Source organism: Alkalibacterium thalassium (genome assembly GCF_900101165.1).
GTDB lineage: Bacteria > Bacillota > Bacilli > Lactobacillales > Carnobacteriaceae_A > Alkalibacterium > Alkalibacterium indicireducens.
Genome location: NZ_FNFK01000009.1, coordinates 37,657 through 58,884 on the forward strand (window position 1 = coordinate 37,657; position 21,228 = coordinate 58,884).

The 21,228-nt window shown below is 45.0% G+C and carries 24 protein-coding genes; 16 read left to right on the forward strand and 8 right to left on the reverse strand.

The annotated features are described in order from the left end of the window. Window position 1: 1 nt before the first annotated feature. A complete protein-coding gene (locus tag BLR76_RS03790; RefSeq protein ID WP_091265634.1) occupies window positions 2-1,564 on the reverse strand; it encodes a Ppx/GppA family phosphatase in 1,563 nt (520 codons plus the stop codon). Window positions 1,565-1,884: 320 nt separating this feature from the next. Here BLR76_RS03790 and BLR76_RS03795 point away from each other — a divergent pair, with 320 nt between their 5' ends. The 3 genes from BLR76_RS03795 (at window position 1,885) to BLR76_RS03805 (ending at window position 4,960) form a co-directional block, all read left to right on the forward strand. Next, complete coding sequence (locus tag BLR76_RS03795) at window positions 1,885-3,069, forward strand: 3D domain-containing protein (RefSeq protein WP_091265637.1); 1,185 nt, start codon at window positions 1,885-1,887, stop codon at window positions 3,067-3,069. Between the two features lie 326 nt (window positions 3,070-3,395). Beyond that, window positions 3,396-4,193 carry an AAC(3) family N-acetyltransferase gene (locus BLR76_RS03800; protein ID WP_091265640.1) on the forward strand — a complete coding sequence of 266 codons (798 nt, stop codon included), beginning with the start codon at window positions 3,396-3,398 and terminating at the stop codon, window positions 4,191-4,193. Window positions 4,194-4,213: 20 nt separating this feature from the next. Then, window positions 4,214-4,960, forward strand: coding sequence for an alpha/beta fold hydrolase (locus BLR76_RS03805; protein ID WP_091265643.1), 747 nt, complete (start codon window positions 4,214-4,216; stop codon window positions 4,958-4,960). Window positions 4,961-5,050: 90 nt separating this feature from the next. Here BLR76_RS03805 and BLR76_RS03810 read toward each other — a convergent pair whose 3' ends face one another. Together BLR76_RS03810 and BLR76_RS03815 are read right to left on the reverse strand one after the other, a co-directional pair. Beyond that, a complete protein-coding gene (locus tag BLR76_RS03810; RefSeq protein ID WP_091265646.1) occupies window positions 5,051-5,443 on the reverse strand; it encodes a DUF4430 domain-containing protein in 393 nt (130 codons plus the stop codon). Next, window positions 5,444-6,016 (reverse strand): ECF transporter S component, encoded by a 573-nt coding sequence (locus tag BLR76_RS03815; protein ID WP_091265651.1) that lies wholly within the window; start codon window positions 6,014-6,016, stop codon window positions 5,444-5,446. 188 nt (window positions 6,017-6,204) lie between these two features. On the opposite strand from BLR76_RS03815, the gene BLR76_RS12180 reads away from it, so the two are divergent. From BLR76_RS12180 to BLR76_RS03835, 4 genes are all read left to right on the forward strand, one after another. Next, complete coding sequence (locus BLR76_RS12180) at window positions 6,205-6,396, forward strand: hypothetical protein (RefSeq protein WP_091265654.1); 192 nt, start codon at window positions 6,205-6,207, stop codon at window positions 6,394-6,396. 108 nt (window positions 6,397-6,504) lie between these two features. Next, the gene (locus BLR76_RS03825; protein WP_091265655.1) at window positions 6,505-6,759 is read left to right on the forward strand and encodes a hypothetical protein; all 255 of its coding nucleotides are present in this window, start codon (window positions 6,505-6,507) and stop codon (window positions 6,757-6,759) included. A gap of 31 nt (window positions 6,760-6,790) precedes the next feature. Next, window positions 6,791-8,581: an excinuclease ABC subunit UvrC gene (gene uvrC / locus BLR76_RS03830; protein ID WP_091265658.1), complete on the forward strand. Its 1,791-nt coding sequence runs from the start codon at window positions 6,791-6,793 to the stop codon at window positions 8,579-8,581. A 15-nt stretch (window positions 8,582-8,596) separates the two neighbouring features. Next, window positions 8,597-9,154, forward strand: coding sequence for a GNAT family N-acetyltransferase (locus BLR76_RS03835; RefSeq protein WP_091265659.1), 558 nt, complete (start codon window positions 8,597-8,599; stop codon window positions 9,152-9,154). 125 nt (window positions 9,155-9,279) lie between these two features. On the opposite strand, the gene BLR76_RS03840 is transcribed toward BLR76_RS03835, so the two are convergent. The 3 genes from BLR76_RS03840 to thiD all read right to left on the reverse strand — a co-directional run bounded on the left by BLR76_RS03840 (window position 9,280) and on the right by thiD (window position 11,061). Beyond that, entirely contained in the window at window positions 9,280-9,855 is a 576-nt protein-coding gene (locus tag BLR76_RS03840; RefSeq protein WP_091265662.1) for an LURP-one-related/scramblase family protein, read from the reverse strand. Between the two features lie 142 nt (window positions 9,856-9,997). Next, window positions 9,998-10,162, reverse strand: a complete 165-nt coding sequence (locus tag BLR76_RS03845; RefSeq protein WP_091265665.1) for a YvrJ family protein — start codon at window positions 10,160-10,162, stop codon at window positions 9,998-10,000. Between the two features lie 74 nt (window positions 10,163-10,236). Further along, on the reverse strand, window positions 10,237-11,061 hold the full coding sequence (gene thiD / locus BLR76_RS03850) for a bifunctional hydroxymethylpyrimidine kinase/phosphomethylpyrimidine kinase (RefSeq protein ID WP_091265669.1): 825 nt from the start codon (window positions 11,059-11,061) through the stop codon (window positions 10,237-10,239). Between the two features lie 133 nt (window positions 11,062-11,194). Here thiD and BLR76_RS03855 point away from each other — a divergent pair, with 133 nt between their 5' ends. The 3 genes from BLR76_RS03855 (at window position 11,195) to BLR76_RS03865 (ending at window position 13,161) form a co-directional block, all read left to right on the forward strand. Further along, entirely contained in the window at window positions 11,195-11,929 is a 735-nt protein-coding gene (locus BLR76_RS03855) for an NAD-dependent protein deacylase (protein WP_091265671.1), read from the forward strand. Between the two features lie 66 nt (window positions 11,930-11,995). After that, window positions 11,996-12,634 (forward strand): NUDIX hydrolase, encoded by a 639-nt coding sequence (locus BLR76_RS03860; RefSeq protein WP_245683019.1) that lies wholly within the window; start codon window positions 11,996-11,998, stop codon window positions 12,632-12,634. Then, window positions 12,631-13,161 (forward strand): acyl-CoA thioesterase, encoded by a 531-nt coding sequence (locus BLR76_RS03865; protein WP_091265674.1) that lies wholly within the window; start codon window positions 12,631-12,633, stop codon window positions 13,159-13,161. Before BLR76_RS03860 ends, BLR76_RS03865 begins: the two co-directional genes overlap by 4 nt. 124 nt (window positions 13,162-13,285) lie before the next feature. Here the strand turns inward: BLR76_RS03865 and BLR76_RS03870 are convergent, their stop codons facing one another. After that, window positions 13,286-14,173 (reverse strand): Cof-type HAD-IIB family hydrolase, encoded by an 888-nt coding sequence (locus BLR76_RS03870; RefSeq protein WP_091265677.1) that lies wholly within the window; start codon window positions 14,171-14,173, stop codon window positions 13,286-13,288. A 104-nt stretch (window positions 14,174-14,277) separates the two neighbouring features. Between BLR76_RS03870 and BLR76_RS03875 the strand changes: the two genes are divergently transcribed. The 5 genes from BLR76_RS03875 (at window position 14,278) to BLR76_RS03895 (ending at window position 20,277) form a co-directional block, all read left to right on the forward strand. Beyond that, window positions 14,278-14,964 (forward strand): uracil-DNA glycosylase, encoded by a 687-nt coding sequence (locus tag BLR76_RS03875; protein ID WP_091265679.1) that lies wholly within the window; start codon window positions 14,278-14,280, stop codon window positions 14,962-14,964. Window positions 14,965-15,051: 87 nt separating this feature from the next. Further along, window positions 15,052-16,035 carry a phosphate acetyltransferase gene (gene pta, locus BLR76_RS03880; protein WP_091265681.1) on the forward strand — a complete coding sequence of 328 codons (984 nt, stop codon included), beginning with the start codon at window positions 15,052-15,054 and terminating at the stop codon, window positions 16,033-16,035. Window positions 16,036-16,314: 279 nt separating this feature from the next. Continuing rightward, window positions 16,315-17,844 (forward strand): glycerol kinase GlpK, encoded by a 1,530-nt coding sequence (gene glpK / locus BLR76_RS03885; RefSeq protein WP_091265684.1) that lies wholly within the window; start codon window positions 16,315-16,317, stop codon window positions 17,842-17,844. Between the two features lie 27 nt (window positions 17,845-17,871). After that, a complete protein-coding gene (locus tag BLR76_RS03890; protein ID WP_091265688.1) occupies window positions 17,872-19,539 on the forward strand; it encodes an FAD-dependent oxidoreductase in 1,668 nt (555 codons plus the stop codon). A gap of 15 nt (window positions 19,540-19,554) precedes the next feature. Beyond that, entirely contained in the window at window positions 19,555-20,277 is a 723-nt protein-coding gene (locus BLR76_RS03895; RefSeq protein WP_091265690.1) for an MIP/aquaporin family protein, read from the forward strand. A 75-nt stretch (window positions 20,278-20,352) separates the two neighbouring features. Here the strand turns inward: BLR76_RS03895 and BLR76_RS03900 are convergent, their stop codons facing one another. Then, window positions 20,353-20,580: a hypothetical protein gene (locus BLR76_RS03900; RefSeq protein ID WP_091265692.1), complete on the reverse strand. Its 228-nt coding sequence runs from the start codon at window positions 20,578-20,580 to the stop codon at window positions 20,353-20,355. 131 nt (window positions 20,581-20,711) lie between these two features. On the opposite strand from BLR76_RS03900, the gene BLR76_RS03905 reads away from it, so the two are divergent. Then, window positions 20,712-21,170, forward strand: coding sequence for an acyl-CoA thioesterase (locus BLR76_RS03905; RefSeq protein WP_091265694.1), 459 nt, complete (start codon window positions 20,712-20,714; stop codon window positions 21,168-21,170). Window positions 21,171-21,228: the final 58 nt, after the last annotated feature.

Genomic DNA, 21,228 nt, shown 5'->3' on the forward strand with positions numbered 1-21,228 from the left:
CTTATTCCTCCGCTTTGATAGAGCCTTCAGTCACACTCTTAAGTGAAATAGTCAGTGGTTTGCCAAGAACTCGTTCGAAATGGTTCTTATGCTTGTTTACCCGATATTCTTCTGCAATCGCATCACCCATATATGTCACATCCAGACGGTAGTCATCCCCGTCTTCCTCGAGAGCCATATCCTGAACAAAATTGACGTGTGAATCATTCAGCGCCTCCGCAAACTTGATGATGCATCCCAGATGAAGCAGGGCTTCCTTTTCATCATCGCTGAACCAGTCGTCTACTGTTTTTACATATTGTTTGAACAGTGATCTGTTTTTATAGCTGGCCAGCAGAGCCAGTCTGACCCTGTCTTTGTGACTGAATCCATGAAGATTCGTATTGGAAATGATGTAGAATGTGTGCTGCGATTTGGAATCATCTTCTATATAACTGCCCAGGTAATATAAAGTTGCTCCATAATGAAGAAAATAGAGTTGCTCTTCGCTGACTTTCAGGATACCTTTTTCCTTTAAAAGAGTAATGAGCTGGTCAGCGAGCATGATGCGCTGATGGGCACTGATCGGGCGTATATCATACTGTTTGAACAGGCGCTGAACAGTCTGACGCTTCACACCGTAAAGATCATAGGGCTCTTTGTACTCTTTGTTGAGCCGTTCAAGGATAATGCCTTCACGCAGACCTCGGTTACTGATGGCAAAGCTTGGAGCAGCCATCACATCAACTAGTTCCTTGAAGACAATCCCTGCTGGAATGATGATGTCCCGGCGGTCCCCGCTTAAGCCATCAAGATCGCTCAAGTCGTCCATAGAACTGTCTACTAGCAGATCAAAGGTGTTTTCCAGCTCATCGGGTGTCATCTGATATTCATGAATACCGGCAATTGGGTAGTCGGTCTGACGCTGGTTGATTTCAGCATAGTTACGTGCCGACCCACCGATTCCGATCAGAGGCACCTGCGCATTGGGCACCCACTCAAGCTGCTTGAACTGATCTCTGATCCACTTGGTGGCTTTCTCAATAGCCTTTTTGTCATTGTGCTTTTTGTCCGAGAAAAACTGTCGTCTTAAAGATACCGTTCCGAAAGGGAAACTGTGTACTTCCTTGACTTCTTTGTCTTTGAAAAGGGTCAGTTCAGTACTCCCCCCACCGATATCGATACTGATTCCATCCATAAGGTCCATAGTATGCCGGACTGCATAGTTTCCGTAATACGCTTCTTTTTCTTCCGCAAGCAGCTCCAGTTCCAGCTGGAGGGCCTCTTGTACCCGCTGGATGATGGTGTCACGATTCGCTGACTGACGAACAGCAGCAGTAGCTATTGCCTTCAAATCTTTTATAGCGTAACGTTCAGCTATTGCAGTAAAACTTCTGAGGACAGCCAGGAGTACGTCGATACCCTCATCAGACATCTTCTTGCTGTCGTCCAGATACTGGACAAGCCGGGCAGGTGTCTTGATGTTCTGCAGCTCGGTCACTCCTTGATAGTCGTCCATTTCGAAGATGACCAGTCGTATTGTATTTGATCCCACATCTATTAATCCAAACCGTTCATTAGCCATAATGCACGCTCCAATCTCCTTTTTATCTTTAAAACGCTTGATTTCTTAACTTAATCATACTAAAAGCGAGAAGGCTATGTCTAAAATCAGACCTTTTTTACGATTATATTACAAAAAACAGGAAAGCGATACCATAACTGGGTTTGATTACAATAGCTACAAGTATACAGCTTAATATTTATGAATATTTTGACTTTCTGTAACAAATTGTAAGAATATAGAAATGTACTTCATACAATTTCTCGGTATAATAGCGTGGCATTGAACAACTTATTTTAAGATATCTCAAATTCAAAAGAGAAAGGATTGTTCTTTAAGCGATGACAAAGAATATAGTGGGGATGGTTGTAGCAGTACTGGCCTTCCTGTCCTTAGGTCAAGCAACCACTGCATCAGCCCAGACGCTAGAAGCTATTCGGGAGCAGCAGGAACAAACTCAAGAAGAAATTGATTCATTACAGAAGGAAGTCAATACCGTGCTTGAAGAAGTGAGCGTATTGAGTACAGAACTGGCTGAACTGGATGTAGAAATCGAGGAAAAGCTGGAAGAAATCGGCCAGACTGAATCTGAAGTCTCAGCCCAGGAAGAAATCGTTGAGGCGAGAATGGAACAGGCAAGACAGCGTCTGCAGTCTCTTCAGTTAAATAAGTCCACTCAGAACATTGTATTGACTATACTTGAATCTGAAAGCCTGTCTGATTTATTTAATCGTGCTCTTATTATTATGCGTCTGACAGATGCAGGCAATCATCAGCTGGAACTGGCTGAAGAAGAAGTTCAAGTACTTATTACTTTACAGGAAGAACTTGAAACGGCACAGCAGGAACTTGAAGAGAGACGAGTACTGGCTGCTTCACAGAAAGAAGTCTTTGACGGAAAAGTTTCCGAGCTGCAGGCTCTGATCAGAGATAATCAGTCTCAGCTGACTGAACTGATCGAAAGAGAAGCAGTAGAAGAAGCGAGAATCGAAGAAGCGCGTCGAGTGGCTAGAGAAGAAGCTGCGAGAGCTGCTGCAAGAGCAGAAGCCGAACAGCAAACTGAAGTATCGGTTTCTTCTTCAGACAGTTCAAGTGCACAAGCTGCCGAACAGACTGCATCAAACAGCTCATCTTCAAAGTCAAGTTCAGCTTCAGGTTCTAGTTCAAGCAATAATTCTAACTCAGACTCAAGTTCAAACAGCAGCCCGGCCCCTGCACCAGCTAAGCCGGAAGTAAGTTCCGGTAGAACGTTACGTGTTCAGGCTACAGGCTATTCAACCGCGCAGCCTAACTTAAGCACACACACGGCAACTGGAATCGATTTGAGAATCAATCCGCGCGTCATAGCAGTCGATCCTTCTGTCATTCCTCTAGGATCGATGGTAGAAGTTGAAGGCATGGGTGTTTATATTGCTGGAGACACAGGTGGAGCAATTAGAGGAAACATCATTGATATCCATTTCCAGACAGTAGGAGAAGCACTGAGCTGGGGAAGACGAAGCGTAACGATTCGAGTACTGGATTAACCTCATTACATTATTATAGAAATCGGCCCATTGGAGACTAGTACTTCTCCAGTGGGTTTTTTTATTGTTGTGGACTAAGTGAACGAGGTCAGATTATGGAGTTGGTTTAATAATCCTGACATTCGGGGGACTGGCCCTCCATGACAGGACCAGAGACTTCTCTATTGACCTGTAACAGTGTTCTGATTCAATGGAAGCTGATTTCGAGAAATCAAGCAGTCATTATTAGATAAAGAAGACTTATTTGCTTTATAAAATGGAATGGTGTTTAATCTAAAGAGAAAGAGATTCTGAAATAGAGTTGACTAATGAACAAGGAGAATAGCATGTATTCTAAAAAACATTTAATGGATTGTCTCGACCATTTGAGGATTGAAAAAGAAGGGACACTACTGGTTCATTCGTCCTATAAAAGCATAGGGGAGGTGAATGGACGAGCTGATACTGTTCTGGATGCCTTGAGCGACTATATGGCAGACGGTCTGCTTGTCCTTCCGACTCATACGTGGAAGTACATCAGCAAGGACAACCCTGTCTTCGATGTCAAGAAGTCGCCGTCCAATGTGGGAATCCTGACTGAACTGTTCAGAAACCGGGAAAACACGATCCGATCGGAACATCCGACTCATTCGGTAGCGGCCCTGGGGAAAGATGCGGCCGCCTTTACAGCAGGTGAATACAAGCATGATACCCCCTGCGCCAGAGAGTCGGTCTGGGGAAAAATCGTTGACAGAAAGGCAAAGATTCTGTTAGTCGGTGTAGATCTGACTAGAAACACGTTTATTCACGGTATTGAGGAATGGCTGGATATCCCGGGCAGAATGACGGACAATCATGAAGAACTGTTTAGTGTCCTCAATTCTGGAGAAAAAGTTCGGGTGCCCTCACGCCGTCACTGTGGATTGTCGTGGTCTGAGCATTTCTGGAAAGTCAATGATCTCCTGATTGAAGAAGGGGCGATGAAAACTGGACGATTCGGGGATGCAGAAACACGAGTTGTGGACGCACATATGACGACGGTGCTGCTGACTGAACTGCTGGAAAAGCACCCCGAGCTATTTACGGAGAATAAGCCGCTGGAACCGGAGTGGCGCTGTTATTTTAGAAACAAACGTATGAACTAAGCTGGAAAAGAGGCGGATTTATGAAACTGACGATCAGAAAACGAACCCTTGGAACTATCCCTCTGCTGGAAGTGGTGCAGAAAGAAAATAGAAACGAGCTACTCCCTCTGATAGTTTATTACCACGGCTGGCAGTCATCTAAGGAGCTGGTGCTTACCCAAGGTAGGAAGCTGGCACAGGCCGGTTTTCGCGTTCTTCTACCGGATGCAGCCAATCACGGGGACCGTTACCAGGAAATGACCCGTATTCCTTCGCTGACTTTTTGGCAGAGCATCCATACCAATCTGTTTGAATATGGTTTTATTGTCAATCACTTCAGAAAGCTCGGCCTGGCTGACGACCGTATTGGCGTAGGCGGGGTATCCATGGGTGGATTCACTACCTGTGCTCTCCTGACACATAATCCGGAAATCAAAGCTGCAGCCTGTGTCATGGGCTCTCCGAAACCGGTCGCTTATCGTGACAGAATACTGAAACGGGCAAAAGAAATGAATCGGTTTTATCCTCATGATTATGAATCGCTTCTTTCCTGGATCCCTTCGTACGATTTGTCTCTGAGGCCTGAAACACTGGCCGGACGCCCTCTTCTGTTCTGGCACGGCACGCAGGACCGCATCGTTCCTTACGAAGATACGGCGGCCTTTATTAAGGAAAATCAGATTCCAAATGTCAGGTTCATTGAAGAGGGCGAGAAGCACCTAGTCAAAGGCCCGACAATGGATGAAATCACTTCATTTTTTGTCAGGGAAATGACCAGCCAGTCCTGAAAATCTGAATAATAGAAGACACCTCTGCTTCCCGACCAGTGTAGTAACTGAACGGGACAGCAGAGGTGTCTTTTAAAAAAACTGTTTGTATTAAAAGGCTGTCAGTTCCCACACGATGTGGTCGCCTTCTTCGGGAACGAAGCCCGAAGCACCTACATTGACAGTTTCCTCGTTAACTTCATATATCCAGTAAAGATTTTCTTCAGGAATCTGGTCTATGCCCTCGATAGACTCAATAAAGCCATCATCAGTCACAATCAGATCGTAGTGCTGACTCATGATATCGAGTAGTGTAGAATCGTCAGTGACATCGAGAGCATCATCGGCAATGATTTCATTGTCAACTACTAGAGTCAGTTGAATTTCTTTATCCAGATCAGCGGTTGTCGGGTTATTGGATGCAAGTCCTGAATACCATAGTCCTAGAACTAGCAGGATAACAAAAACGGACACACCGATAAGGTATTTCTCTTTTTTATTCATTCATTTCTCCTTTTTTTGAGTGGACCGTTTCTCAAGAGCTGAGGCATCCGCCATTTTAAAGACTCTCATACATGCCGGGTAAAGGATGGGGAAGAAGACCGAATTTCCTGCAGCATGAAGCAGATCATACCCTAGGCCGGAAAGATAATAAGGCATAAGAATGTTCCAGCCGATAATCGGGGCCTGTATGACTGACACCACGAGGCCATATAAAATGCCTAGAAAGGCCACGTAGATCTGCAAATAGATGAGTGGTGTGTTCCGATGACTGTCTTTAAACATATGAGAAAGCAAAATAAGTGCAGCAAACCCACCGATTTGAGCCACCGTCCATGGGCCCATACCCAGATACAGGTTCGTGATGAGTACGGAAAGCAGTGCGACCGTCAGCCCCATCTTCCAGCCATAATAAAAAGTGATACATATCAGAAGAACAGTCATCGGCTGAACATTTGGAATAAATGAAAAAGTCAGTCTGCCCACAGAAACTAGACTGGTCAGTAAGGCTATCCTTGTCAGAGCATACGTTCTTCCAGAAGCCGAAGACCTGTTAAATTTTGACTGTCCAGTCATACGACATCCTCCTCAAGAGTCAGTAATGGCTTCAACTAAAACATTCATCTCAGATCCACTTTGTGACGTACTGTTTTCTATCATACAAAAGAATACACTGAAAGACAATGAGGAAAACGCACCCCCTGAGCATAAGAAAGGGACGCGCTATTTTTATCGAAGAATCAGTATGCACCACGGATGTAGTCATGAACATTATCCCAGTAGAATGTGCTCAGTTTATCCAGAATTGGGAAGAGATCTGTATTTTTGAGCACGTCCAGAGGGGCACAATGAATCTGGTACAGATCGATCTGCTCTTTGTTCAGATGTCTCAGACTGTTTTCCAGGTAGCTTCTGACCAGTTCTTTAGAATAGTTGGACGGGTCATTGATGATTAACTTTTAGTAAGTAAACAGATGGGCCTGTTCTCGAAAAGCTGACAAATGTTCCCATTTCTGGTAAAATAGACTGGACATTTATGAGGATTGAAAGGAGTGAAGGGGAACATGAAAGAGAATTATATCGATTTTTACAGAGGGAAAGACGAAGAGGCTTTTCTAAGTGCCTGGGAAGCCGAGCACGGAAAGCTGTCTGACGAGGCGATCGATGACCTGTACGCAGAAATTGCCGATGCTGTTGACGAAGCAGTGAAGAACGGGACGCATGAACTGGGGGAGTCCTTCAGTTATAAGAACGTAAAAGTCGGACGATCAGACTTCAATACGTTCCATTCGCTTTATATTTTTGAAGAGTCCAACTAATTTAATCAACTGAAAGAAGGGGGGTGCTTTTTTGACTACGGAAATCATCGAACATAAACTACAGCTGCTGACTGATCTGCCAGGCTGTTATATCATGAAAAACAGCAATGACGAGATCATTTACATCGGGAAGGCCAAGAATCTGAGAAACAGGGTCCGGTCTTATTTCAGAGGCGAACATACGGGAAAGACCAAACGTCTGGTAGAAGATATAGTAGATTTTGAAACGATCGTGACCGGCTCAGACAAGGAAGCCCTGCTTCTTGAGGTCACCTTGATTCAGAAACATCAGCCTAAGTATAATATCCGGCTGAAAAGAGGGACCAGTTATCCTTATCTTAAAATAACTAATGAACGGGATCCTCAGCTGGTGATAAGTTCAGAAGTTGAACAGGATGGGGGCTATTATTTTGGACCTTACCCTGATGTCTGGGCGGCTTCCGAAACAAAGCAGCTGATCCAGAAAATCTATCCATTGAGAAAATGCAACGGTCATCAGAAACGGGCTTGTCTCTATTATCATATCGGCCAATGCATCGGACCTTGCGATCATGAGGTCTCGAAAGAAGAATATGATGCTCAGATCGCCCGGATCAAGTCATTTCTGAATGGAAATGTCACAGATATCAAGCGGGATCTGAAAGATAAAATGCAGGAAGCGGCTGAAGAGATGAACTACGAGCGTGCTGCCGAGTTCAGAGATCAGATATCCTACATTGAACGGACCGTTGAAAAACAGTCCATTATATCAAACAATTTCACGCCGCGTGACTTTTTCAATTATTACATGGACAAAGGCTGGATTTCTATCCAGGTCTTTTTTGTGCGCCAGGCTACACTCATAAAGCGGGAAGCCACGATGTTCCCGATTTATGACACCCCAGAAGAAGAGCTGATGAGTTTCATGCTGCAGTACTATCAGGATAAAAACAACCAGAAACCTAAGGAAATTTATGTCCCTGAGACAGTCGATCAGGCACTTCTGGAAGATACGCTCGATACGAAAGTTCTAGTGCCTAGAAAAGGCCGGAAAAAAGAACTGCTTGAGCTGACCGGGAAGAACAGCGAGCTGGCTCTGAAAGAAAAGTTCCGTCTGATAGAAATGAAAGAACGCAAGACGACCGGAGCCATTGAGGAACTGTCCAAGGCGATGGGGCTTCCTTACATCGAACGGATCGAAGCGTTCGACCACTCGAATATTCAGGGATCCAATCCGGTTTCCGCCATGGTCTCTTTTAAAGACGGGAGCCCGGACAAAACTAATTACCGGAAGTATAAGATAAAAACGGTCGTCGGGAGCAACGAGTATGCGACGACGCAGGAAGTTATCCGGCGCCGCTACAGCCGGCTGCTGAAAGAAAAGAAACCTCTGCCGGATCTGATCATGATGGATGGAGGAAAGATTCAGGTAAATGCAGCCAGGGATGTGCTTCAAAATGAACTGTCGCTCATGATTCCTGTCGCCGGCATGGTCAAGGACAATAAGCACCGGACAGCCGGACTTATTTTTGGAGATGAACTGGAACCGGTGATTCTCGATCCAAGGAGCCAGGCTTTTCACCTTGTTCAGCGTGTGCAGGAAGAGGTCCACAGATTTGCCGTTACCTTCCACCGAAATGTGAGGAGCAAGAACAGCTTTACCAGTCAGCTGGATGACATCGAGGGCGTGGGTCCGAAAACCCGTACGAAAGTCCTGCGTCATTTCAAGTCAATGAAACGCCTGCGTGAGGCAGAACTTGAAGAGCTGACTAAGTTGGGGATTTCAAAACCAGTCGCTGAACGGATAAAGCAGACACTTGAAAATTCAGCTTCAAAAACATAATTGAGGAGTTTTAATATGATCAGAGAAGCATCCCGTCAAGATGCGGAAGCAATCGTTGATTTATTTAAAGTGATTCTGACAGATATGGAACTGCCGATCATGGCTCAAGTAACTTGGGATGATCTGCGGCCTGCAATGGTTCATGCTGTTCGAAGTGAATCGTTTATTCAAGGGTACAAAAATGTCCTTTTAAAAGAGATCGATGGAGAAATAGCCGGTTTCTGCTTTTCCTACCCAGGGGGAAGTGCCCATCAGTATGATCAGCTGTCAGACTTGATATCGGCCTACAACCTCCCTCCTTTTGAAACATTTATCGAAGGTGAGACTTTCGAAGGCGAATGGTATCTTGATTCCATCGTAACGAAGGATACGTTCAGAGGAAAAGGAATAGGTAAAGAACTGATGCAGGCGGTTTATGACAAAGCGAAATCAGAAGGCTTTACAGTGGTCGGACTCAATGTCGACCATGATAATCCCCGGGCTCTGAAGCTTTACGAAGCACAAGGCTTTCAGAAGGTAAAGGAAGTCATGATTGCCGGCCATCATTACGATCATATGCAGAAGAAGGTATAGACAGAAATACTGGTATAATTGTGAACTGACCGAGTGATCAGTTGCAAAGTGGACAGGACTGATATTTAAAAATAAGCCCGAAGACTGGGATAAATGCAGTCTTCGGGCTTATTATAATTTTGGAGTCACTTGTTTGACCAGAGCAGTCTTTTTACTCTCAGCCAGACCGGCTGCATGAAACTGAGACTGTATTTCTGCTGCTTCATATCATTCCAGACAGTGGATTTATTCTGACCGTAGTGATCCAGCAGCTGAGAAATGAGACAGGCTACAGGTGCAATTTTCTCATTCTGAAAATCGAGGATATAAAATTCTCCAGTGAATGACACGCATTTTTCGATAGATAGAATCTGCTTTCCGAATCGTTTGACGGAGAAAATTTGTTTATCGTAATCACCGGTGATAATCCAGTTGAGTCGTGTAACTGTAAAGTATGGGTGAGCCATTCCACGAAGACCTTGACGTTTCTTTATTGTTCCGATTTTCTTTCCATCCTGAAACAGACGGAACTTAGGAAAAACAGAGAGCTTGACTTGTCTGGCTTCTACGATTCGTTTTCCGTCCATAGAGTAGACAGTCAGACTGTCTCCGAGTCTGCCCCATTTTCCGACAATCAGGTATATTTTTTCACCTGCAGTATCTTTTACGATCATCCGGTCCTGCAAGGTCTGGTATTCCTTGTTGACAAATAGCCGAACCATTTCTATCACCTCTAGTTCGTCAAACGTGTACCGTGCTTTTATTTATTATACCACTATTACATAAGATAGAAAAAAAGAAAAACTTCACGTGCTGTTCAGTTTAAAAATGAAAAAGAGTGCCTCAAAAAGACACTCTCGAGAATTACCGGTGGCGTGCTTCAGTCACAGCTGTCAGATCGTTGAGCGCTTTGACTACCGCATCGAGCTTACTTTCCATGCGGTGAAGCAGCACTAGTGAAATGAAGATAGGAAATCCTACATTAGCAATCATGTCGATCATCGCCGGAAACCAGTCAGTCCCAGACATAACAGTCAGCCTCCTTTCTTCCATATATAGGTAATAACGGAGAAAAGGGCTGAACTGTAACCCGTTTGAAAGGATTAAATATCCGACTGTCTGTTCAGTCTGTAGCCGCTGTGAAAAACTGGGCCAACATACTCATTGAAGGCAAAGCCTGCCTGCATCGCTTCTGTCACAAAGTGTTTAGCTTTTCTGACCGCTTCGACAGGATCCAGTCCTTTTGCAAGACCAGCTGTGATGGCTGCGGCAAATGTACAGCCGGCTCCGTGACTGTTTGCAGAAGGGATTTTTCTTGCAGTCAAAGTAGTAAAGGATTCGCCGTCGAAGATCAGGTCAACAGCCTCTTCTCCTTCAAGGGCTTTTCCACCTTTGATTACGACCAGTTTGGCCCCTTTGTCGTAAATGATTTGAGCGGCTTCTTTCATATCGTCCAGTGAATGCAGAAGACCGAGTTCTGACAGCTGTCCTGCTTCAAAGAGGTTCGGAGTAATGATGCTGGCGAGAGGCACCAGGTACTCCTTGAGGGCGGTCACATTTTCTGGATTCAGCACGTCAGACTCCCCTTTGCAGACCATGACCGGGTCAACGATCAGCGGTGTTTCTGGATGCTCTTTTAGCATATCTGCAATGACTCGGGTTACTTCTGGATTAGGAAGCATTCCTGTTTTGGCGGCCGCAATAGCCGGTCCTGCAAAAGCAGTGGTCAACTGATCTTTTACAATCTGAGCGTTTATCGGTGTGACACTGTGACTCCAGCTGTTATCTGGATCCATTGTAGCGATTACTGTCAGTGCAGCAATCCCGTAAGTACCATATTCGGCAAAGGTTTTTAGGTCTGCAGCAATTCCAGCTCCTCCGCTGGCATCATTTCCGGCTATCGTTAGTGTAAGTTTTGGTTCAGACATAGTAGTCCCTCCATTTTTTATCTATCGTGAGTCAGATGAATATGTTGCGTTTCAGTGGTACACTCCTAGTATAATAGGATAAAGGTACTCGAGTAAAGGATAATGGCAGCGAAAAGAAGGAGTGACATGATACATGGACAAAGGGAGTATCAGAAAAGCAGCGGAATGGGTGAGTAGCAGTAAGTCCATAGCTGTAATCACTGGAGCAGGAGTGTCTACAGAAAGCGGTATACCGGATTTTCGTTCAAGCGGGGGATTATACAATAGGCAGACGAATCTGACTACTCCTCTCGAAGAAGTTCTGAGTCATCATTTTTTTGAACAGGAACCCGCTCAATTTTATACATTTTATAGAAAGAATCTCCTGAGAAGAGAAGCGCAGCCCAATCCGGGGCATGTCTTTCTGGCTGATCTTGAGAAGATTGGGAAAAAAATAACGGTCATCACACAGAATATTGACAGCCTTCATCAGAAAGCTGGAAGCAGTAAGGTCATTGAACTGCATGGGAGTACTGCTCGGGTAGTGTCCCGGAATGGAACGGTTTATTCTTGTGAGGATGCCGTTGAAACGGAGACAGCCATGTATGTCGGCAGGGAATGGGTCAGGCCGGATGTCACGCTATACGATGAGATGCTTGATCCCGAAGCGATCCGTCAAAGCATTAAGGCCATCGGTCAGTCAGATGTCCTACTGGTTCTGGGAACGAGTCTGAGCGTGTATCCCGCTGCCGGATTCGTGTATGATTTTAATGGGGATAAAAGCATTCTGGTCAATAAAGGAAGGACCGGGCTTTCTTATCCATTCGGGCTGAGTTTTAAGACATCAATCAGTCAATGGGCAGAAGCAGTAAAGAATGAACTGGCATGAACCGACAGTATTATTGGCAAAATAGGCCTGAAAGAACAGTCGGAAGTCAGATATGGGGTGTTGGACATGGAGAACAACAGAATAAGAGATAAAATCAGTCAGTATCGACCAGAACCATTAGGCGGACAGAGGCGATTTTCGGTCTTCCTTCCACTCATTGACATCGATGGAGAGACGCATATCTTGTTTGAAAAAAGAAGCCAGACTGTGTCCCAGCCGGGGGAAACCTCTTTTCCAGGAGGAGCTGTCGAAGAGGGGGAAACATACGAAGAGGCCGCAATTCGAGAGACAGTTGAGGAACTGAATGTGAAAGAGAGTCAGATCGATATCTATGGAGAAATCGATTATATCGCAACTCATACTCATGTCATTTACTGTTTCGCTGGAGAACTAAAGAACTGTACATTAAAGTCACTCCAGCCAAACAAGGAAGTGGAGTCACTGTTCACGATTCCGCTCGACTATTTCCTGACACATCAACCGGAATATCATTATGTGGATCTGATCATGGAACATAAGGAGGATTTCCCATTCGAGCTGATATCCAATGGAGATAAGTACAGATGGACCACCAGAAAGCAGGGCATCCCTTTTTATCGGTTGGAAGGTCAGTACCTCTGGGGATTCACAGCTCAGTTTACTCATCGATTTATAGATATCATCACAGACCGTCAGACGACTGAAATCAAAGGAGAGCAAATATGACTATTAACAAACAGATGAGCTGTAACGAAACAAGGGTCGTTCAGACACACAGAGTCCTCCCATCTGAACTGAACGGACACCAGACTCTGTTCGGCGGGAACTTGATGAGTCTGATCGACAATACGGCATCCATGTCGGTTGCAAAGTTTGCCCGTTCAAATTCTCTTGTGACGGCTTCCATGGACGAGCTTCATTTTCTTCATCCAATCAAAGCCAGTCACGCGGTGAGTGTGGAGACCTATGTAACAGGTTCCGGAAGACGGTCGATTGAAGTGTTTGCTAAAGTTCTGGGTGAAGACCTAGAATCAGGAGAAACTTATATCGGGGCAACCAGTTTTCTCACCTTCGTACTCGTCGGTTCATTCGAAACAGATCAGCCCCTTCTTCCTGATCTGGTCTGTGAATCTGAAGAAGAACAGAAAGTCTGCAGAGATTACAGTGAAAGAAGGAAGAAACGACTGGCTGACAAGAAACTCAATGAAGAACTGGTTGAAGGACTGACATTGACGCCGCCCTGGATGAGCTGATTGAATTTTTTCAAGTCGTTATTTAGCCGGAGGTTCCACTATACTGTCCAGAAAAAAAGCCCTCTCCGAGCCTGAACGGTTGTTATTGAACCATCAGAACAGGAGAGGGACGGGCGACATGCCCTTAATCATTCTTATAAATTTTACCACTTAAAACACGAGTGATCGCTTCGGCTACACCATTCTTACGGTTACTTGAAGTAAGGTAATTGGCAGCCTCCTTGGCTTCAGGTGCAGCATTTTCCATGGCAACTGAATATTTTGCCCATTTAAGCATGGAGATATCGTTGATGTTATCCCCGATAGTCATAACCTGGTCGGCTTTAAGGTCCAGTTTTCTGGCCAGTTTAGCGACGGCCAGTCCTTTCTGGGCATTCTTATGGTTGATCTCAAGGTTTCGTTCACTTGAAGCAGTGATGGCCAAATCAGGAACCGCCTCATAAAGTTTTTCCTTTAAGGGATCCAGCAGCGCCTTTCCTTTTTTTGTATGGACCGCCACCTTCAAGACGACAAGACTCTGGTCGTTCAGAACGTCGGAGTAGTCATCCACATAAGTGATTGGCATCTCATCTACTCGCTTCTTAGCTGTTTCAAGAGCTTCTTCAAATGTGATATCCGGGTTCATATCTGATAACATGGACGCGAGCATTTCTTCACGCTGATCCTTATTATCGGAGAAGATGCCTTTAGATGTCATCAGCTCTTCGTGAAGTGAGTCGTATTGAGAAAAGATGTCAAGCATCTGTCTGACCGTCTTTTTTTCCAGCCCGATATTGTAGAGATTTTTTCCGGTTCCGTCAAAATACTGGGCGCCATTCTGTGCAATCAGCGGACAGATAATGGTATGCTCCTTGAGCAAAGGCGAAGCCATCGGGTAATCTCTCCCAGTCGCAATAGCAAAATGGATGCCTTGTTCCTGCGCACGCTTGATGGCAGAGGCATTTGCATTGGATATTTCCATGTGTTCATTAAGCAGTGTTCCGTCCATATCGGAAACAATCAGTTTGATCATTCATTTCGTCCCCTTTACTAATCTATCTTTTGTATAGTATCAGTCTAACAAAAATAGTGGACGAAGGGAGATAAATTTACTCAAAAGAGAAAGGAAGTTTACATATGTCGATTCCAGTAGACAATGACTGGACCCCCATTTTAAAAGAAGCTGAACAGACCGCGTCCTATCAGGAATTAAGAGAGTTTTTAAAGAAAGAATACGCTGAGGCAACAGTCTATCCTGTCGTGGAAGATATCTGGCAAGCATTTGAATGGACACCTTTCAGTGAAGTCAAAGTCGTGATTTTAGGGCAGGATCCCTATCACGGCAGGTATCAGGCTCATGGCCTCAGTTTTTCTGTCAGACCAGAGGTGGATGTGCCTCCTTCTCTTAAAAATATGTATAAGGAGCTGGAGAGAGATCTGGGGATTCCTCCAGTCTCACACGGGTATCTGAAAAAATGGGCAGAAGAAGGCGTCCTGCTTCTCAATACAGTATTAACCGTTCGAGGAGGAGAGGCGCATTCGCATCGCAACAGAGGCTGGGAAGATCTGACAGACCACGTGATAAAGGCCTTGAGTGAGAGAGAAGAACCGATCGTATTTCTTCTCTGGGGGAATGCGGCTCAGAGAAAAGAGAAGATGATCGATACCAGCAGACACGTCGTTCTTAAAACCTCTCATCCGAGTCCATTGTCTGCATATCGGGGCTTTTTAGGGTCAGGCGTGTTTTCAGAAACCAATCGGATTCTTGAGAAAATGGGTTTCGAGCCGGTTGACTGGAGTCTGCCTGAAAACCCGTATGACTAGAATAATTTACTGGTTAAACTGTGAAAACCATTGGAAAAGTGGTATGATTAAGAATGTGGAAAAAACAAATCCTGGAGGGAAAATCAAGTGGAATTATTTGAAAGTCTGAAACAGAACATTCAAGGAAAAGATCTGAAAATCGTCTTTCCTGAAGCGACAGATGAACGTATTTTAGGTGCTGCATTGCGCCTTCATTACGAAAACATTCTTGAACCCGTTCTGATCGGTAAAGAAGAAGACATTTTAGAGGAAGCAAAAGCTCATGGATATGATCTGAAGGATATCGAAATCATCGATCCTGAAACATACGACAAGTTTGACGAAATGGTAGACGCATTTCTTGAGCGCCGTAAAGGGAAAGCCACAGAAGAGCAGGCTAGAACTCAGCTTAAAGATGTGAACTACTTCGGTACCATGCTTGTCTATCTGGACTATGCAGCTGGCCTGGTCAGCGGAGCGGTTCACTCAACAGGAGATACGGTCCGTCCGGCTCTTCAGATTATCAAGACCCGTCCTGGCGTAAGCCGTACATCTGGGGCATTCATCATGCTACGAGGACGAGGACAGGAAAAATATCTGTTCTCCGACTGTGCGATCAATCCGAATCCGGATGAGCAGGTCCTGGCAGAAATCGCAGTGGAAAGTGCCCGTACAGCTAAAATGTTCGGTATCGATCCTAAAGTTGCATTACTGAGCTTCTCTTCAAAAGGATCAGCTAATGCACCGGAAGCAGAAAAAGTTCGTAACGCAACAAAAATTGCGCAGGAACTTGCTCCTGACTTGGCTATTGACGGCGAGCTTCAGTTCGACGCAGCTTTTGTTCCTGCTGTAGCCCAGCAGAAAGTACCTGAATCAGACGTTGCAGGTGAAGCAACTGTGTTCGTATTCCCTGAACTGCAGTCAGGAAATATCGGCTACAAAATGGCTCAGCGTTTAGGTGGATTTGAAGCAGTCGGACCGATTCTTCAAGGTCTGAATAAACCTGTCTCAGACCTGTCACGTGGATGTGTCGAAGAAGATGTCTATAAAACAGCTATCATCACGGCAAATCAGGCACTGATGAACGGCTAATCATACGATCAAAATAGTGTAAAGAAAACAGCTCACTCGAGCTGTTTTTTTTGTTCACTTAAGAATCATGTAAGATAAGTGGTCGTCACAATCAATTACTCACTAGAGAAAATGAACAGTCAACTTATGACCTCACCGAATAAAAGTAAAATAAAATGGGGATGAATTTAACACATTTACTTCTTCATATGCTTACTATTAGAAGAAGTGAAGGGTGCAATGTTATACTGGATTCGACAGTAAGCCTTTACAATTAAGAGAAAGGGAGTAGATATAGCAATGGCTGATTACATTATGGCAATCGATCAGGGAACGACAAGCACGCGGGCAATCATATTCGATAAGGAAGGGGAACCAAGATGGAGTTACCAGAAGGAGATTGAGCAGTCCTTCCCGGAACCGGGTTGGGTCGAGCACAATGCGAATGAAATCTGGTTAAAGACGCTTCAGGTCATTGCAAGTGTCATGATCGAAGCAGGTATTGAGGCAGACGACCTTGACAGTATCGGCATAACAAACCAGCGGGAAACAACAGTCATCTGGGATAAGGAAACAGGGGAACCGATTTACCCTGCAGTCGTCTGGCAGTCCAAGCAGACATCTGATGTTGCGCACCAGCTTGTTGAAGACGGACATAAGGACATGATCCATAAGAAAACGGGTCTCATTGTAGATTCCTACTTTTCAGCGACCAAAATCAAATGGATCCTTGATAAGGTAGAAGGCTCCAGAGAACGGGCGAAAAATGGAGAGCTTTTATTTGGGACGATTGATACCTGGCTTTTATGGAAGCTGACTGGTGGAGAGGTTCACGCTACGGATTATTCAAATGCCAGCCGCACGATGCTTTACAATATTTATGATATGCAGTGGGACTCAGATATACTCGATCTCCTGGATATTCCTGAAAGCATGCTGCCGGAAGTCAAACCGTCTTCAGGTATATTTGGAGAGACTATGGATGCGATCTTTAAAGGAGTTCAAGTACCGATTGCAGGAATTGCCGGAGACCAGCAGGCAGCTTTATTCGGACAGACTGCTTTTGATAAAGGAATGGTTAAAAATACGTACGGAACAGGTGCCTTCATTATTATGAATACCGGAAAAGAGCCGATTCAGTCTGAGAATGGTCTGCTCACTACTCTGGCATATGGATTGGATAATGAAGTGTATTATGCGCTGGAAGGGGCAATTTTCGTTGCCGGGTCTGCCATTCAGTGGCTGCGTGACGGTTTGAGAATGTTCAGAGATGCGCCGCAATCAGAAAACTATGCTACAGCAGTGGATACAACAGATAATGTTTATGTCGTTCCTGCCTTTACTGGACTGGGGGCCCCGCATTGGGACCAGGATGCCAGAGGAGCCGTCTTTGGACTGACTCGAGGAACGGAAAAAGAACACTTTATTCGTGCCACGCTCGAATCTCTGGCTTACCAGACAAGAGACGTTGTGGATGCGATGAATGAGGATGCAGGACTTAAGACAGAAACGATGCGAGTGGATGGTGGAGCCAGCATGAACGATTTCCTCATGCAGTTCCAGGCTGATATTCTGGATGTGAAGATTGAACGCTCTAAAATCATGGAAACGACCGCTTTAGGTGCAGTCTATCTCGCTGGTCTGGCTACGGGATTCTTTAAAGACCTGGATGAAATCAAAGCGAAATGGGATAAATCAGCAACCTTTGAGGCTAATATGGACGAAGAGGTCCGTGAAGATCTGTACGAAGGCTGGCAGGCAGCTGTCAAGGCAACTCAGGCTTTCAAATTCAAGCCGAAAAAAGTAAAAAAAGAAGAGGAAGACGGTTAAAAACTTAAGAAAGGAGCTGACGGACGCATGACATTTTCAGCTCAGACCAGAAAAGAGAATATAAATAAGCTGTCATCTGAACAAGTCGATTTGCTGATCATCGGAGGCGGCATCACTGGAGCTGGATTAGCTCTCCATGCCGCTGCCCGAGGTATAAAAGTTGGTCTGATCGAGATGCAGGACTTCGCAGGAGGGACGAGCAGCCGGTCCACAAAGCTTGTTCACGGGGGTCTACGCTATCTGAAACAGTTTGATGTGGAGCTTGTGTCAGAAGTAGCTAAGGAACGGGCTGTTATTGGAAAGAATGCCCCTCATATTGTCCAGCCGGGCTATATGCTGATGCCGGTATATGAAGAACCAGGTGCTTCTTTTAATGCCTTCACTGCAGAAGTTGTTCTGCACCTGTACGATTATCTGGCAGAGACTGCCGAAGAATGGGCCCATTATATCGTTGACAAGGAAGAGGTGCTTAAGGAAGAACCTCACTTGAAAGAAGAAGGACTTGTAGCCGGAGGTTTCTACCTTGACTACACGAATGACGATGCCCGACTGACAATCGAAACAATAAAAAAAGCTGACGAACTCGGAGCCATTATAACCAACTATGTTAAAGCTGAATCTTTCGGTTACGATGAGGATGGAAAGATAAGAACTGTCAGAACAAAGGATACGTTGAACGAGGAGTCCTTTGACATCGATGCGAAAGTCGTGGTGAATGCTACCGGTCCATGGTCGGATGAGACAAGAAAGAACAGGAAGGCATATACTGAAGGTAAAATGTTCCCTACAAAAGGAGTCCATTTTGTAGTGGATCATTCTAAGCTCCCTGTGTCCAGAACCATTTACACTGATACCGGACATGAAGATAATCGTATGGTCTTCATTATCCCACGTGGCAATAAAACATATTTTGGAACGACGGACACCCCATTTGAGGGGTCGTACGAGGACCCGTCCATCGAACAGGAAGACATTGATTACCTCCTGCAGACAATCAATCACCGATTTGACGGGGTATCCATAGCATTGGATGATATCGAATCGAGCTGGGCGGGGCTCAGACCGCTAATTCAGGATGAGAATAATGATGACCCGTCAGGCATTTCCAGAGGACACGAAATCTTTACTGAAAAAGACGGACTGATCACGATTGCAGGAGGAAAACTGACTGATTACCGGCGTATGGCGGAAGATACCTTTGAAGTCATCGATAAAGCCTTTGAAGAACTGAATGTAAGGTTCGATCAGGTGGACACGAAGACCATTCCGCTTTCCGGAGGAGATGTCGAAAATCCATTTGCATTCCAGACATTTATAGATCAGCACAGTCAAGATGGGACTGATGCAGGTCTGGATCAGGACGATGCACGTTTCCTGGTTGACTGGTATGGGACAAATATTTTTAAGGTGTATGATCTGCTGGGGAAGGCCCGATCGTTCGATATGCCTTTAAAAGATGCCCTGCAGCTGGCGTATGGGCTGGAGCATGAAATGATTCTGTCTCCAGAGGATTTCTTTGAAAGACGCACAGATTCAATATTCTTCAATATAGACAAGGTTATTGAACTGAAAGAATCGGTTCTTGATGCCATGCAGAAAGAACTTGGATGGAGTGAAGAAGAAAAAGAAAACTGGTCTGCTCATCTGGATGAAAGAGTAAGAGAAGTATCACTGGAGGAATACAAAAATAAATAAAGCGAGGGATTTATAGTGGAAACAACTTTATTTCAGCAGTTACTTGGTGAGTATTTCGGCACGATGATCCTCATTCTTCTGGGAGACGGTGTGGTTGCTGCCAATGTACTGAAAAAGACGAAATCATATGATAGTGGATGGATCATGATCGGTATAGGGTGGGGGCTCGCCGTAGCTATGGCGGTTTACGCTGTAGGCTGGCTGTCTCCGGCACATATTAATCCGGCAGTGACCCTCGGAATGGCTGTGGCTGGTGAAATTGGATGGGAGATGGTAATCCCCTACACCATTGCACAAGTTGCAGGGGGTTTTACTGGTGCCGTTCTGGTCTGGCTTCATTATATTCCTCATTTCAGAGCTACGGATGATCAGGAAGCTATCCTGGCTGTGTTCTCAACAGGTCCAGCCATTAAAGGATCAAAATGGAATTTGTTATCTGAAACGATTGCGACGATTGTTCTAGTATTCGGCCTACTTGCTTTTACTCAAGGCGATTTTACAGATGGACTGAATCCTCTGATTGTAGGGTTGCTTATTGTGGCAATCGGGTTTTCGCTTGGAGGAACAACAGGGTATGCCATCAATCCGGCCCGTGATTTGGGTCCGAGAATCGCTCACCAGATACTTCCTATAGCTAATAAAGGAGGTTCTGATTGGGAGTATTCATGGATCCCTATCGTTGGTCCATTCATTGGTGGAGCTGTCGGGGCACTCATCTTCCTCGCCATGACGGTCTAATTCCCTGAGTATCTTATCGCTCAATAAAAGACCACTGCTCAATACTAGGCAGTGGTCTTTTAATGAGTGCTGGATTCAGTAAGTAATGCTGGCAAACAAAATAGCTGCAATAGATAGGCCGATTGCCGTAATGTTCATGCGTGTGGTCTGTGCTTTAAGGAAAAATCCTGCTACAGCCAGAACGATCCCTGCTCCACCGCTGATCATTGCCTGGGGATCAAGCCCGAATGCTACCAGCAGTAAGCCGATAACCCCGGCTAGAATAGCAGCCCATCCTGTAACTGATCCAATTGTCCGCTTCATTTCTGTTCCTCCTCGCCTTTTCTAGTGATAATATACACAATGTCGTCTCGTATAATTTTAACATAACCCTGTCAGCTTGTGCTACACTGGTAACGATAAAAGTTGAACGTAAAAGAAAGAAGGTCACAATTATGACACTATGTCTACATAAAGTACAGTATTACGAAACAGATCAGATGCAGATCGTTCACCACTCCAATTATATCAGATGGTTTGAAGAGGCTAGGACTCATCTGATGGAAGAGCTGGGGTACGGCTATCATCAGATGGAGGACGAAGGAATTATAATTCCTGTTCTGTCAGTGCAGGCTGAGTATAAAGGAATGGTCCGTTACGGAGAAACTGTCGTGATAGATGCAGAGATTAAAGAGTTTACCGGAGTGAAGATGGTCATCAGCTATGAAGTAACTGATAAGGAAACAGGGAGTCTTAAGACGATTGGTGAATCTCGACATGCGTTTTTAGATAAAGGCACTTACCGTCCAATGTCACTTAAACGGAAACACAAAAAGCTTTTTGACTTGTTCAATGAATTACATGAAGCCACCTTGGAGGGAACTGTCAAATTTTTTATGAAAACTAAAAATTAAAGGTGGTGAAGGCCCACTGACTATACCAATCGGAGCCGCATTTGCCCTTGACAAACAC